General features: G+C 72.0%; 5 protein-coding genes. 1 reads left to right on the top strand and 4 read right to left on the bottom strand.

Annotated features, from left to right (window positions below; translation table 11 throughout):
• Nucleotides 1-73: 73 nt before the first annotated feature.
• Nucleotides 74-1,972 (bottom strand): CASTOR/POLLUX-related putative ion channel, encoded by a 1,899-nt coding sequence (locus ABT171_RS34200; protein ID WP_351250294.1) that lies wholly within the window; start codon nucleotides 1,970-1,972, stop codon nucleotides 74-76.
• 217 nt (nucleotides 1,973-2,189) lie between these two features.
• On the opposite strand from ABT171_RS34200, the gene lgoX reads away from it, so the two are divergent.
• On the top strand, nucleotides 2,190-4,184 hold the full coding sequence (gene lgoX, locus ABT171_RS34195) for an L-glutamate oxidase LgoX (RefSeq protein ID WP_351250293.1): 1,995 nt from the start codon (nucleotides 2,190-2,192) through the stop codon (nucleotides 4,182-4,184).
• A 275-nt stretch (nucleotides 4,185-4,459) separates the two neighbouring features.
• Here the strand turns inward: lgoX and ABT171_RS34190 are convergent, their stop codons facing one another.
• The 3 genes from ABT171_RS34190 to ABT171_RS34180 form a co-directional block, all read right to left on the bottom strand.
• Nucleotides 4,460-5,536, bottom strand: coding sequence for a hypothetical protein (locus ABT171_RS34190; protein ID WP_351250292.1), 1,077 nt, complete (start codon nucleotides 5,534-5,536; stop codon nucleotides 4,460-4,462).
• 161 nt (nucleotides 5,537-5,697) lie between these two features.
• Nucleotides 5,698-12,162, bottom strand: a complete 6,465-nt coding sequence (locus ABT171_RS34185) for a type I polyketide synthase (protein ID WP_351250291.1) — start codon at nucleotides 12,160-12,162, stop codon at nucleotides 5,698-5,700.
• 34 nt (nucleotides 12,163-12,196) lie between these two features.
• Nucleotides 12,197-15,487: type I polyketide synthase (locus ABT171_RS34180; protein WP_351250290.1), on the bottom strand; the 3,291-nt coding region annotated here is incomplete at its 5' end.

Below are 15,487 nucleotides of genomic sequence, written 5' to 3'. Positions count from 1 at the left end.
CGTGTTCGTCAGCCGGTCGGGGGCCCCGGTGTGCTCGCGGCCGAGTCGCCGGCCCGGCCGTCCGGCTCGTGCGTCAGTCCCTGCCGACGACGACCACCTCGTCCTCGACCGCCCAGTGGCGTCGCTCGGCTTTGGCCGGGTTGATCCGCACGCCGTAGTCCGGACTCGTCGACGAGTCGGCGTGGCTTCGGTAGCCGATGGCGCACTCGCCGCGGTGACGTGCCGCGGCCACGACCGTGGCGAAGGAGGTCTCACACCCCGGCAGCACGTAGTCGGTGGCCGGCCGCAGGCGAATGCCGGTGCCGTCGGCGGAGAACAGTTCCTCGAACACCGCTGCCAGGTGCCGGTTCTGGGAGATCTGTGCCATGAGCAGGCCGATGAGCTTACCGCTGATGATCACGTCGGCTCCCGGACGGATGGGGGCCAGCGCCCGGTTGCGGTCGTCGATCAGTTCGGTGACCACGGGCAGTTCACGTCCGGTGGCTTCCTCAAGCTGGCGCAGAAGCAGGAGGGTGACGAGCGTACGGTTGTCGGGGTCGTCCGGCGGTTGTCCGGGAGCGGGGTCCTGGCCGAGCACGATAACGCTGTCGTAGGAGTGAACGTCCAGCTGCCGCAGGGTCTCGGGCCGGGTGATGTCCCCGTGGTGCAGGGTCACGGTCAGGTCGGTGCCGCTGTGCGCGTCCACCTCGCTGACCTGCCGGTTTGTCGCTTCACCAGCGTTCGCCAGCACGTCGACGGCCGAGCCGGGCCGGGCACGGCGGCGCAGCTGCTCCACTACGAGCGGCGCTCGGCGGTTCCAGCCCAGCAGGAGCACGCGCTCCGGTCGCGCGGGCGTGGCGGGGCCGGACGCCACCGCCGTCTCCTCGACCAACTGCGCACAGTCGTCCATCCAGGCCGTGTCGTCGTCACGGGAGATGACGATGAGCAGGTCGCCGGGAGCGAGGGACATCCGCGCCGACGGGTTGAGCAGGGGGGTGTCTCCTCGCATGATCCCGACGACACTGGACGTCGGATAGGACAGCAGAGCGTCCCCGAACGGGCGGCCGGTTAGGGCCGGCTCGTTGACCAGGTAGAACTCGTCGCCGGCGAAGTCGAGCAGCTCCCGGTGGACGAGGGAGAGCCCGGGGCGGCGGGCGGCCTGGACGATCAGCCGGGCGGTGACGGTGTCGCTCTCCAGAACGACGCCGCCCGGCCCCGCTGCGAGACGTGCGGCCAAGCGGTAGCGGTCGTCCCGGACGGCGGCGACGACGGGCGGACGCGCTCCGTCCTCGGCGAGGGCCGCCCTGAGCGCCAGCAGCGTCTTGACCACCTCGGCGTCGGCGTCGGGCTCGTCGTGGGGCAGGACCAGCACGACACCGGCCGCGGCCGGGCCGGCCAGGGTGAGCACGGCCGGGTCGGTTGTGGGGCCACTGCGGCAGATCAGCCGCGTACGGCCGACGGGACCCACCTTCGCGCTCAGTGCCTCCTCCATGCCGGTCTTGTCCCGGTCGGCCAGCACGGCCACCGCGCCGCGCCGCTGGTTGGCGTGGGCGGCCACCAGCTCGCTCACCACCGTGAAGACCTGCTCCGACCATCCGAGGACCACGGCGTGCCCCTTTTCCAGCACGGTGGAACGGCCTCGTCGCAACGCGGTGAGCCGCTCCGTGAGCGCCGTCGTGATCAGACCGACGACCGTCGAGACATACAGCAGAGCGACCAGTGCGAGCAGTACCGACATCGTCACGCGCAGCGGAGTGCCCGTCGCACCGCCCAGCCGCAGCGTCTCCCCGGTGAGGTGCCACACCTGCGCCAGTCGGCCCGTCAGGGACGCCGGCGCGCCGGGGTCGGTCCACACCAGCACCGCACTGGCCGGGACGACGACGGCCAGACACACCAGTGCCATCCAGCCGACGAGAGCGGAGGCACCGCGGGCCAGCGTGCTGTCGAACCAGTAACGGGCCCTGTCACCGAACGAAGTGCGCCAATGCGCCACCCTTCCCCCTCCGTCGCCCGATACGCCTGTGGCAGTGTGGGGTACCCACCGCGGCTCCCAGGGGAGTTCACTCGGCATTCATCCGTTCGGGTCTCCGGAGCCGTCCCCGCCGGCGGGCCCGCTGTGACGTCAGTGTTTGTCGCCGTCTTCGCCCCTTCGAGTCAACGCCGGAGCGAAGAGCGGACGCCTGGGCACGGCCGCCCGTACAAAGACCGCCATGACTGAAGATCACGCGGTGGTGCGCTCGGATGGCGGCTTCTCCCGACGGAGCTTCGCGGCGGTGGCCGGCACGGCCACGGTGGCGACGGCCCTGAACGGCGGTGTCGCCGCGGCTCTGCCCGCACCCACCGCCCCGCGCGACAGGCGTGGCACCGACTTCGACCGGTGCCTTGCCGTCGCTCGTGCGCTCCTCGTACTGGACTCCGATGACCTCCCCCTCGTCCCGCGTTACCAGCGCGTCCTGCGCGAGGGGCTGCCGGCTCAGCGAGGAACACACGCCAAGAACGTCCTGGTCATCGGCGCCGGTCCGGCCGGTCTGGTGGCTGCGTGGCTGCTGAGGAGGGCAGGTCACCGGGTGACGGTGCTGGAGGCCAACGGCAACCGCGCGGGCGGCCGGATCAAGACCTTCCGCAAGGGCGGCCACGAACACGCCGAGCAGCCCTTCGCCGATCCCCGTCAGTACGCCGAAGCGGGCGCGATGCGCATCCCCGGCAGCCATCCCCTGGTGATGGAGCTGATCGACCAGTTCGGCCTGAAGAAGCGGCGTTTCCACTACGTCGACGTCGACCACGAGGGACGTCCTGTGGGCCGCAGCTGGATCCATGTCAACGGTATCCGCATGCGGCGCGCCGACTACACCCGCGCGCCCCGGCGCGTGAACCGTTCCTTCGGTGTCCCCCGGGCCCACTGGGACACTCCGGCCGCCGCCATCCTGCGTTCCGCGCTGGACCCGGTGCGCGACGAGTTCGGTTACGTCGGCCGCGACGGCAAGCGGGTCGACAAGCCTCTCCAGGAGCGGCTGCGGGGCTGGGCGCGCGTGGTGCAGCGGTTCGGTGACTGGTCGATGTTCCGCTTCCTCACCGAGGAGGCCGGCCTCGACGAGCGGACCATCGACCTGATCGGCACCCTGGAGAACCTCACCTCACGCCTCCCCCTGTCCTTCGTCCACAGCTTCATCGGCTCCTCCCTCATCAGCCCCGAAACGCCCTTCTACGAGCTGGAGGGCGGCACGGCCGTGCTGCCGGACGCCCTCCTGGAACGCGTGCGCGGGGACGTGCGGTTCGACCGCCGTGTCACACGGATCGAGTACCACCACCCCGACCGCCCCTCGCCGGACACCGCACACGTCCGGAGCAAGGGCCCGCACGTGTGGGTGGACACCGTGTCGGAGGGCCGCGGCGGTCCGGTCGTGCGCGAACAGTTCACCGCGGACGCCGCCGTGGTCACGGTGCCGTTCTCCGGGCTGCGCCACGTCCAGATCGACCCGCCCCTGTCGTACGGCAAGCGCCGCGCGGTCTGTGAACTGCACTACGACAGCGCGACCAAGGTGCTGCTGGAGTTCAGCCGCCGCTGGTGGGAGTTCGACGAGGCCGACTGGAGGCGCGAGCTGCACGCCGTCGACCCCGGCCTGTACGACACCTACCGGACCGGCCGGGCCACCGCGGACGGCAGCCTGCTCGGCGCCCATCCCTCCGTGCCCGCCGGGCACATCACAGCGGGTCAGCGCACCCACTACGCCGCCAACCGCGCCGTCGGGCGCGACCAGCCGGAGGCGGTCGGCGTCGTGGGGGGCGGCTCGGTGTCGGACAACGCCAACCGGTTCATGTTCCACCCCTCCCATCCGGTCCCGGGCAGCGCAGGGGGTGTGGTCCTGGCCTCCTACAGCTGGGCCGACGACGCGCTGCGCTGGGACTCCCTCGACGACGAGGCACGGTACCCACACGCCCTGTGCGGCCTCCAGCAGGTCTACGGCCAGCGCATCGAGGTCTTCTACACCGGCGCGGGCCGCACGCAGAGCTGGCTGCGCAACCCCTACTCCTACGGTGAGGCGTCCGTGCTGCTGCCCGGACAGCATACGGAGTTGCTGCCCGCCATCCCCCTGCGCGAAGGGCCGTTGCACTTCGCCGGGGACCACACGTCCGTCAAGCCGGCGTGGATCGAGGGAGCCGTGGAGTCCGCCGTGCGTGCCGCCCTGGAGATCCACACCGCATGAGGCACACGGCCCGCTGAGCCACGGCGCGGGAGCAGGCCCCGGCGCACCGGCGCCGGGGCCCTTCAGCAGTCGGCGGAGCGGCCGTCCAGGGACGGCTTGTCGAAGCGGCGCGGCCACGGCACAACTGCCCCCTCAACCGGTCTTCCGTGTGTCGGCTGGTTCCAGGCCGGCGTCGGTGAGGTCAGCACATCACCCTCGCCGGCGCCGGCCACACCTGCTGTCCCAAGCCGCGCAGGGCGGCCGGAGACAGGCAGGCAGGGCGGAGTGGCGACGGGTCAGGGGTTCCAGCCCCAGACCTGGCTCGAACCCTGCCGCGGGCAGGAGCTCAACCCCTGTGTCGTGGGCAGACGGTCTTGCGACATCACGTGGGCGTAGGTCTTCCAGACCTCCGCGTGTCCCAGACCGTAATTGCACACCAGGACACGGCTGCGGACGCCCCCGCCCGCGCGCTTGATGGCGGGGAAGTAGTTCTGCTGGATGCTCTGATGGTGGTTGGTAGCGGTCAGGTTGCCGGCCATGATGATCAGGCGGTTGTCCGACGAGAGCCGAAGCCACCAGGCCAGCGTCTGATCGGCCTGCACGGTACGAGTGCCCGGTTCGTCGCATGTCCCGAAGTCCGACTGCGGCGTCCCCGGGTCGTAGAGCACCACGTAGTTGATGTTCTTCGCCCGGCCCGGAGCGTGGTCCTTGAGGTATCGCAGCGCGTAGATGGGACCGAGCCGGCCCAGGCTCCACCCGGCAAGGCGCGTGATGTTCTTGCCCGCGAACGCCACGGCGTTCGCCGACGGCTGGCAGGAGCCGCCACCCGGCCATTTCCCGTCGTAACTGCCGTCGGCGGTCAGCACCCGGCCGAAGTGCAGGCTGCGCGCCAGATCCGCCCCGGCACTGCCCTTCCCCGAGTAGTAGGCCACGTTCTGGCCCGTCGCAGCGGGAGGACTCGGAGTGCCGCCGCACGGCGGGACGCCTGGGGCCACGTGGTTGGCGGTCATGCCGTCGCTGATGTAGTGGGTGTTCAGGAACCCCTTGTCGGGGCGTCCCGCAGCGCTGGGTCGGGAGACGTTGTCGCTGTAGTACCAGACCCGATTGCCGTACGGGCCTACGGAATCCCCCATCAGATAGCACTCGGCCCGTACCTGCTCACCGCGGTAGACGCCGAGGCCGGTGATGCGCGCGGTGTCCTGGGTGTGAGGGCTGTTGCGGAACCATACGCCGTCGGGGAGGGTCTCGCTGGTGTTCATCACGGTGAACACCGGGCCGGCGTCCGCGGACGCCGGCACAGCACCGGCGATCAGGCTACCGGCGATGACGGCGACGCTTGAGGCCCAGGCAAGCGCCGCGCGGAGATGTTGCAACAACTGGTTCCTCCGAAGGGGAGCACGTGTACCCGTTCGGCAAGACCTGCTTCGCCGTGGGCGCCGCCCTGGGTACGTTCACTCCAACATGGCCGAATACCCTATTTTCCTCTCCCATCCCTTTTCATCATGGCGAAGTCGTTATGATGCATATGCCGCAGTCACCGTGCGGCCTGTTTCGCCGGGAAGTACCCCCTCTCCGCGAAGAACTCGACGTGCTTGCCGAACAGTTCGCGGGTCGCCTCCGGGCAGCGGATTCCGCTGCCCGCCAGCGCCTCGGCCGTCTCGCGGTCGTCGATCGGCGGATAGAAGGCGTCCGGAGCGGCGGCCATCACCTCGAACGCGTCGAAGAGCGGGACCATCGCGTTGTCCGGGTCGGCGGTCACGCGGTCACGCCAGCTGTCCCAGTCGAGTTCATCGAGGGTGTACCCGTGCGCGCGCAGCTCCTCCACCATGGTGCCCAGGGTCAGTCCGGTGTGGCTGCACACATGGAACGTCCGGCCGTCCCTCCCGGCCTGCCGGGAGATGTGCAGAATCGCGGCGCTCGCGTAGTCGACCGGCATCAGACGGAACCGCACCGGGATGTCACCCGGCACCGCCGCGGCCTGGAGGAGCCCCTTCAGGGTGAGCCACACGAAGTCGCGGGTCTGGCAGGCACCGCTCTCGTGGTCCCCGGCGATCAGGTCGACCCGGTAGACGGAGACCGGCAGACCCCGCTCCCTGGCCAACTCGATGATCTGCTCCGCCACCCACTTGCTCTGGGTATAGCCGGTCGGCAGGGTGTCGCCGGGGCCGCTCGGGTCGGAGACCTTGATGCCGGCACCGCCGGTGTCCCGGCCGACGTACACGCCCAGGGTGGACACGTAGTGGACCGGGACCGTGCGGTGGCGGGCGGCCAACCGGAGGATCTCCTCCGTGCCCGACACGTTGGCCGCCTTGACCGTCGCATACGGCTGCACCCAGTTGACCATGGCCCCGGGGTGGTAGACCGCGTCGACCGTCCGGGCCAGCTCGTCGAAGCGCTCAGGAGCGAGCCCCAGGCCCGGCAGGCCGAGATCGCCGACCACGACCGACAGCCGCTCGGTGTCGACCTGGTCCCAGATCCCGTACCACTGAAGGTTCGCCCGCAGCCGCTCCAGTGCCACCGTCTCGTCGGCGCCCCGCACCAGGCAGTGCACGGTCGCGTCCGTCGTACGCATCAGATCGCGCAGGAGATAGGCGCCCAGGAACCCGGTGGCGCCGGTCAGGAACACCTCCTTGGGGTTCTCGGTGACGCGGTGTACCTCCGCGGCCGGGCGGATGTCGTCGGCGAGGCGTATCTCCGCGGCGAAGTCGACCGCGGGACGGTCGGCCGATCCCTCGTCCGCGCCCGCCTGCCCCACCAGTTCGGCCCACAGGTACTCGGTGAGTCCGGCCAGGGTGGGGTGGTCGAAGACGAGTGTGGTCGGCAGCCGCAGCCCGGTCAGCGAGCCGAGGCGGTTGCGCAGTTCGACGGCGGTCAGTGAGTCGAAGCCCAGATCGGTGAAGGGCTGGTGCTCAGCGATGGTGTCCGGTGCCGTGTGGCCGAGCACCGCCCCCGCTTCGGCCCGCACGAGATGGAGCACCCGGCCTCGCTGTTCCTCCTCGGGCAGGCCGCTGAGGTCGCGTGCCAAAGAGCCGTTGGGGACATCGCTGTTCCGGGCGGCGGGACGCGAGGGTACGCGCACCAGGGATCCGAGCACCGCGGGCACCTGCCGTGGCTGTTCCCGCAGCGCCTCGATGTTCAGCGGGGTGGCCACGGCGGTGGCGCGGTCGAGGCCCAGCGCGAGGTCCAGCATGGCCGGGCCCCGTTCGGAGGCGATGGGCGGATAGCCGGCGCGCGCGATGCGCTCAAGGTCGGCCGCCGACAGGTCACCCATGGTGCCGGTCTGCGCCCACAGGCCCCAGGCAACCGAGGTCGCGGGCAGGCCGAGGCCGGCCCGGTACTCGGCGAGCCCGTCGAGGAAGGTGTTCGCGGCGGCGTAACTGGACTGGCCGGCACCGCCGATGACGCCCGCGAGGGACGAGAACAGCACGAACGCGGACAGGCCGAGGTCGAGGGTGAGTTCGTGCAGGTGCCACGCCGCGTCGACCTTCGGCCGCAGCACCCCGTCCAGGCGCTCCGGGGTCATCGTGGTGATCAGCCCGTCGTCCAGGGTGCCGGCGGCGTGCACCACGCCGGTCAGCGGGCGGTCCTGCGGGATCGCGGCCAGTGCGCGGGCGAGCGCGTCCCGGTCGGCGGCGTCGCAGGCGCGGACGTCGACCTCGGCGCCCAGCTCGGCGAGCTCGGCCGCGAGCTCGGCGGCGCCCGGCGCGTCGGGGCCCCGGCGGCTGGTGAGCAGCAGCCGGGTCACGCCGTGTTCGGCGACGAGATGACGGGCGAACAGGCCGCCCAGGGTGCCGGTGCCGCCGGTGATGAGCACGGTGCCCTTGGGGTTCCAGGACCCGGAGGGCGATCCCGTGGGAGTCACCGGTACCCGGCGCAGTCGTGGCAGCAGCACCTTGCCCGCGCGCAGGGCCAGTTGGGGCTCGCCGGAGGCGACGACCGCCGACAGGGTCTCCGGCGAGGGTTCGCCATCGGCGTCCGTGGTGTCGATCAGCACGAACCGGCCCGGGTGCTCGGACTGCGCCGAGCGGACCTGGCCCCATACGGCCGCCGCGCCCAGATCGCGGATCCCTTCGCCGGGTGCGGCGGCCACCGCTCCCCGGGTCAGTACGAGCAGCGGTGTGTCGGAGAGCGAGTCATCGGCGATCCAGGCCTGGATGAGGGAGAGCACCCGGTGGGTGGCCGCGTGGGCGGCGCCGACGGGTTCGTCCGCGTCGTCCCGGGACCGCAGGCGTACGAGGGCGGCGTCGACGTCCCCCGCGCGCGCCGGGGATGTCTCGGTGTCGCCCAACTCGGCGAAGCGGAGCGTCTCGTCGGGTTGCGCCAGCGCGATCGGGGTCCAGTCGGTGTGGAAGAGCGCGTCGTTGTCACGTGCGCCGGCACGCTCCAGCCGGCCGGTCGCCACGGGTTCGAGCGTGAGTGAGCCCACGGCGGCGACCGGCTGCCCGCTCAGGTCGGTGAGCAGCGCGGACAGGCTGCCGTCGGCGGCGCGGGTCAGCCGTGCGCGCAGCGCGGTGGCGCCCGTGGCGTACAGCTGGACGTCTCCCCAGCCGACGGCCGTGCACGGCGACGGCCGTGCCGAGGCGTCGGCCGCCGCGTCCGCGATCTGCACGGCGTGCGTCAGCGCGTCGAGCAGGGCAGGGTGCACACCGAACCGGGCCGCGTCACCGGCGGACCGCTCCGGCAGCGCCAACTCCGCGTGGACGACGGAGTCGTCGGCGCGCCAGAGCGCGGTAAGCGCCCGGAACGTCGGGCCGTGTGCGAGGCCCGCCGCGGCGAGCCCGTCGTACGCCCCCTCCAGGTCGATCGCCTCCGCCCCGGCGGGCGGCCACTGTCCTGTGGTGAACGGAGCGCCTCGGCCGCGGACGCTCAGCCGGGCCCGGGCGATCTCGGTCCACCGGACGTCGCCGTCCTCGGGACGGGCGTGCACCGTGAGATGCCGCACGGCGTTCTCGTCCGCGGCGCCCACGGCTACCTGGAGCTGCACGCCGCCGTGCGCGGGCAGTACGAGCGGTGTGCCGGCGCGCAGTTCGTCGACGGCCGTGCAGCCGAGTTCGTCACCTGCGCGCAAGGCGAGTTCCACCAGGGCGGACGACGGCAGGACGACGGTGCCCGCGACGGTGTGATCGGCCAGCCAGGGGTGCGTGTGCAGCGAGAGCCTGCTGGTGAACAGCGTCTGCTCGGTTCCGGCCAGGGCGACCGCGGCGCCGAGCAGCGGATGACCGGTCGCGCTCATCCCGAGACCGGTGGCGTCGAGCGTGTCGGAGCCGGACTCGTACCAGTACCGCTCGTGCTGGAAGGCGTACGTCGGCAGCTCGACGCGGCGAGCGCCGGTGCCCGCGAACAGCCGGGTCCAGTCGACCTCCCCGCCGCGCACCTGGTAGTCGCCCAGGGAGGCGAGGAAGCGGCCGATGCCGCCGTCGTCGCGCCGGAGCGTGCCGGTGATGACCGGTTCGTCGCCGAGGTTCTGCTGAAGGTGCGAGGTCAGCACCGGATGGGGGCTGACCTCGACGAAGGCCCCGTACCCCTGCTCGGCCAGGGCCAGGGCCGAGCGGGCGAACTCCACCGTCCCGCGCAGATTCGTGTACCAGTACTCGGCGTCCAGACGGTCGGTGTCCACCCAGTCGCAGGTCACCGTCGAGAAGAACGGAACGGTGCCCTGCTGCGGCCGTACCGGCGCGAGCGCCCTGAGCAGCTCCTCCCGTACGGCCTCCACCTGCGGCGAGTGCGAGGCGAAGTCCGTGGGGAACCGCTTGGTCCGCGCTCCGTCCGCCTTGCACTGGGCGACGAGCTCGTCGAGGGCGTCGCGGTCCCCGGCGACCAGCACCGAACTGGGGCCGTTCTCCACCGCGATCGACAGCCTGCCGTCCCACTGTTCCAGGCGTGCGGCGACGTCCTCGCGCGGCAGCCCGACCGCTGCCATGCCGCCGGTGCCCTGGAGCTTGAGGGCGATGGCGCTGCGCAGGGCGACCACCCGGGCGGCGTCGTCGAGGGAGAGGGCTCCCGCGACGTACGCGGCGGCGACCTCGCCCTGCGAGTGCCCGACCACGGCTGCCGGTTGCACGCCGTGCGCACGCCACAGCTCGGCCAGTGAGACCATGACCGCGAACAGCACGGGCTGCACCACGTCGAGCCGCTCCAGCGACGCGGCGCCCTCGACGCCGCGCAGCACGTCGTCCAACGACCAGTCGACGTACGGTTCCAGCGCCTTGGCGCACTCGGCGATCCGCGCCGCGAACACGCCGGAGGAGTCCAGCAGCTCGCGGGCCATCTCGGGCCACTGGCTGCCCTGTCCGGGGAAGACGAACACCGTCTTGCCGCCTTCGCCGGCGGTGCCGGTGACGACGTTGTCCGCCTCGGTCCCGTTCGCCAAGGCGTCCAGGCCGCTGAGCAGTTGTTCCCGGTCGCGGCCGACTACGAGGGCTCGCCGTTCCATCGCCGTACGGGTGGTGGCGAGCGACAGCGCCACGTCCAGCGTGCCGGGGCCGGCGTCACGGGTGGCGAAGGTGTGCAGCCTGCGGGCCTGGGCACGCAGCGCGTAGGGGGTCTTGGCGGACAGCACCCAGGGTACGGCCGGCAGGTCGACGGCGGGCGAGTCCACGGCCGGCGCCGGCTCGGGCTCGTCCTCGGGCGCCTGTTCCAGGATGACGTGCGCGTTGGTGCCGCTGGCTCCGAACGCCGAGACCGCGCCCCGGCGAGGCGCCCCCGTCTCGGGCCACGGGCGGGCCTCGCCGAGCAGTTCGACGTCGCCCGCCGACCAGTCCACGAAGGGCGTGGGTTCGTCGAGGTGCAGCATCCTGGGCAGTAACCCATGACGCAGGGACTGGATCATCTTGATCAGTCCGCCGACGCCCGAAGCCGCCTGTGCGTGGCCGATGTTGGACTTGAGGGAGCCGACGAGGAGGGGTCGCCCTTCGGGCCTCGCCCTGCCGTAGGTGGCCAGCAGCGCCTGGGCCTCGATGGGGTCGCCGAGCCGGGTGCCCGTGCCGTGCGCCTCGACCGCGTCCACATCGGCCGCCGTCAGCTTGGCGTTGGCCAGTGCCTGGCGGATCACCCGCTCCTGCGAGGGACCGTTCGGCGCGGTCAGGCCGTTCGACGCGCCGTCCTGGTTGACGGCGCTCCCCCGTACGACGGCGAGGACCCGGTGGCCGTTGCGCCGTGCGTCCGCGAGCTTCTCGACCACGAGGAGGCCGACGCCCTCGGACCAGCCGATGCCGTCGGCGGCGGCGGAGAACGGCTTGCACCGGCCGTCCTCGGCGAGTCCTCGCTGCCGGGAGCCGTCGATGTACCCGCCGGGGTGCGCGGAGATGTACGAGGCGCCCGCGAGCGCGAGCGTCGACTCGCCCGACCTCAGCGACTGCACCGCGAGATGCAGGGCGACCAGCGACGACGAGCAGGCCGTGTCGACCGACACCGAGGGGCCCTCCAGGCCCAGGGTGTACGAGATGCGGCCCGACGCCATCGAGCTGAGCTTGCTGGTCATCTGGTAGCCCTCGAACTCCTCGGGGCTGTCCAGGTCCAGATAGCTCTGTTCGACGAGGCCCGCGAAGACACCGGTCCTGGTGCCCTTGAGGGTCGTGGGGTCGATGCCCGCCTGCTCGATGGCTTCCCACGCGGTTTCGAGCAGCACCCGCTGCTGCGGGTCCATCGCCAGGGCCTCGCGCGGCGAGATACCGAAGAACGCGGCGTCGAACCGGGTCGCGCCGTCGAGGAAGCCGCCCTGGCGGATGTAGATCTTCCCGGGCCGGGACGGATCGGGGTCGTAGAGGCTGTCCAGGTCCCAGCCACGGTCGGTGGGGAAGTCCGAGATCGCGTCGCCCTCGTCCACGACGAGCTGCCACAGCTCGTCCGGCGAGGTGACACCGGGGAATCGGCAGGCCATGCCGACGATCGCCACGGGCTCGTCCTGTCCCGCCTCCAGTTCGGCGACCCGTTGGCGCGTCTTCTGGAGATCCGCGGTCACCCACTTGAGGTACTCGACCAGCTTCTCTTCGTTCGGCATGTGGAACCCGCTTCTCCTTGGATGGCTGGGACGGTCAGTTCGTGCCACGGCCCAGCTCGCTGTCGATGAAGTCGAAGATTTCGTCGGCCGATGCGTCGGCGAGCCTGCTCGCCGCGTCGGGTGCCTGCTCCTCCTCCGTCCGGTCGGCGTCCAGCCTGGCCAGCAGCACCCGCAGACGTTCGGTGAGCACGGTCCGGTCCAGGCCGTCGGGACCGGCCGACGCGATCGCCGCCTCCAGCCCGTCCAGTTCGGCCAGGACCGAGGTCGCGCCGGGCTGCTCGTCGGCCGCTGCCTGCGCGAGGATGAACTGTGTGAGCGCGGCCGGCGACGGGTGGTCGAAGATCAGCGTCGCGGGCAGCGGGAGCCCGGTCTCCGCCTTCAGCCTGTTGCGCAGGTCGACGGCGGTGAGCGAGTCGAAGCCCATGTCCTGGAAGGGCCGTTCGGCCCCCACGGAGGCCGGATCCGCGCGCCTGAGTGTGTCGGCCACCTGGGTACGCACCAGGTCGAGCACCAGCCGCTGCCGTTCCTCGTCGTCGAGTCCGGCGAGACGTCGCGCCAACGGCTCTGCCCCGGCACCGGCGTGGGTGGCAGCACGTGCCGGGAGCCCGGCAAGCGTCCGGAACAGCGCCGGTACGGAGCCGTGGGCGCGCATCGCCGACAGGTTCACGGGCGTGGCGAGCAGGACGGTGTCAGCGGGGGCGCCGCTCCCGGACACGGAGAGTGCCGCGTCGAACAGTGCCGTTCCCACGGGCGGCGTCAGCGGCCGCAGGCCGTCCTGGAGCAGTCGCTCCCGACTGGCCTCGTCGAGGCCGGCGTTGATGCCGCCCGCTCCCTGCGGGAGATCCCACAGTCCCCAGGCCAGCGAGGTGGCGGGCAGTCCGAGCGCCGCCCGGTGGGCGGCCAGCGCGTCGAGGTGGGCGTTCGCCGCCGCGTAGCCCGCCCGGCCCGCACCGCCGAGGGTCCCCGCCGAGTCGGAGAAGAGCACGAAGGCCGCCAGGTCCATGTCCCGGGTGAGTTCGTGCAGATGCCATGCCCCGTCCGCCTTCGGACGCAGTACCGAGCCGAGCCGGGCGGAGTCCAGCGCCGGGACGGCGCCGATGTCCGAGGTGCCCGCCGCGTGGACGACCGCGGTGAGCCGGTGCTCGGCCGGTATCGCGCCGAGGACTGCCGCGAGCGCTTCGCGGTCCGCGACGTCGCACGCGGCGAACGTGACGTCGGCGCCGAGCGCAGTGAGCTCGGCCGCCAGCTCCTCGGCGCCGTCGGTGTCCTGTCCTCCGCGGCCGACCAGCAGCAGATGCCGCACGCCGTGGCGGGAGGCCAGGTGCCGGGCGAACAGGCCGCCCAGCGCACCGGTGCCGCCGGTGATCAGCACAGTACCCTCGGGGTCGAAGGTCCGGGCGCGTCCGCCGTGGAGCGGAACCCGGCCGAGGCGCGGCGCGAGCAGCCGTCCGTCGCGGACCGCTGTTTCGGGCTCGCCCGATGCCAGGGCCGCGGCAAAGGTGGCGAGTGGGGTGGGGAGGGGCGCGGCGCCGACCGGCTCCGCGTCGGCCGGCTCCGTCCCGACCGGCTCTGTACCGACCGGCTCGATGTCGACGAGGACCAGCCTGGCCGGGTGCTCCGCCTGGACGGAGCGCAGCAGCCCGCGGACCGTCGCCGCCTCCAGGTCGACGGAGTCCTGCGCGCCCACCGCCGCGCCACCGGTGGTGACCACGACGAGCGGTGTGCCGACGAGCCGTTCGTCGGCGAGCCAGTCCTGGACGAGCGCCAGCACACGGTGGGTCGCCGCGCGGAGCGCCGTACCGCTCTCGGCCGCGCCCGATGGCCAGTACATCAGTACGGTGTCGAGGGGCACTCCGGCGTCGACGGCCTTGCCGACCGCGGCCACGTCCTCGTGACGTACCAGGTCGTGGGCGGTGTCCGGGCCGGCACCGGTCCCCAGCAGGGCCCAGTGGAGCGCATCGCCGGGATGCGGGACGGTGGCGGTGACGGGTGTCCATTCGACGCGGAACAGCGCGTCGCCGTACACACCCGAGGCGGCCGTGAACTCCTCCTCGGCCACCTCCCGGTAGCGCACGGAGTCCACCGTTGCGAGCAACTCCCCGCGTTCCCCGAACAGTTGGACGGCAACGGTGTTTTCTCCCGTCTCGGTCAGGCGCGCCCGGGCCGACTCCGTGACGGCGGAGTGAATCCGTACACCGCGCCACTCCGCGGGCACGAGCACGGTCCCTTCGCCCGCGGTGAACGAGTGGTCCAGCAGGGCGGTGTCCAGCACCGCCGGGTCCAGTTCACCGATGCCGCCGTCACCGGCTTCGAGGTGTCCTTCCGCGTGCAGGGTCCAGGAGGCGTCGGCCGTATCGGGTCGGGCGTACACAGCGACCGCCCGCCGGCCGGCGTCCTCCGAGCCTTCGGGCTCCGGAACGCCCACCCTGACCTGGAGCCGTACGGCCGCCTCGGCCGGCAGCACGAGCGGTGTACGGAGCAGGAGTTCGGCCAAGCCGGACGCCCCTGCCTCCTGGCCCGCACGCGCCACCAGCTCCACGACAGCGCCGGCGGACAGCACCGGGCTGCCGAAGACGGTGTGGTCCGCGAGCCATGGCTGGTTCCGCACCGAGATCCTGCTGGTGAACAGCGCCTCGTCGGCGCCGGCGAGGTCGAGCGCGGCGCCCAGCAACGGATGCCCGGTCGGGTTCGTGCCCGCTCCACCGGCCTCGTCGTCGTCCGTACCGGCGTCGAGCCAGAAGCGCTCTTGCCGGAAGGCGTAGGTGGGGAGATCGACGCGGCGGGCTCCGCTGCCCGCGAAGAAGGCATGCCAGTCGACCGGGACGCCCGTCGCATGCAGCTGTCCGAGACCCGCGACGAGAGTGCCGGTCTCCGGCCGGTCGCGTCGCAGCAGAGGCAACGCGAGGTGTTCGCCCTGCTCACCGTCGAGCGTGTCCTCGACGAGCGCGGTCAGCACGCCGTCGGGGCCGAGCTCGACGAAGTTCGTCACGCCTTCGCGGGCGAGGGTCCGTACACCGTCGGCGAAGCGGACCGCCTCGCGGACATGCTGAGCCCAGTAGTCGGCGGAGCCGAGCCGGGCCGCGTCGGCGAGTTCACCGGTGACGTTCGAGACGACGGGGATCCGGGGGGTGTGGTAGGTCAGTCCGGCGGCGATCTCGCGGAACTCCGCCAGCATCCCGTCCATACGCGGCGAGTGGAACGCGTGCGACACCGTCAGACGCCGTGTCTTACGCCCCAGCAACTCCAACCGCTCGACAACCGGGACGACGGCATCCTCATCACCCGACACCACAACAGCCCGCGGTCCGTTGACCGCCGCGATCGC

Origin of the sequence: Streptomyces sp. NPDC001851 (assembly GCF_040297165.1) — a bacterium.
Taxonomy (GTDB): Bacteria; Actinomycetota; Actinomycetes; order Streptomycetales; family Streptomycetaceae; genus Streptomyces.
Note: the sequence above shows the minus strand (reverse complement) of the source record. Positions and strands in the feature narration are given on the sequence as shown.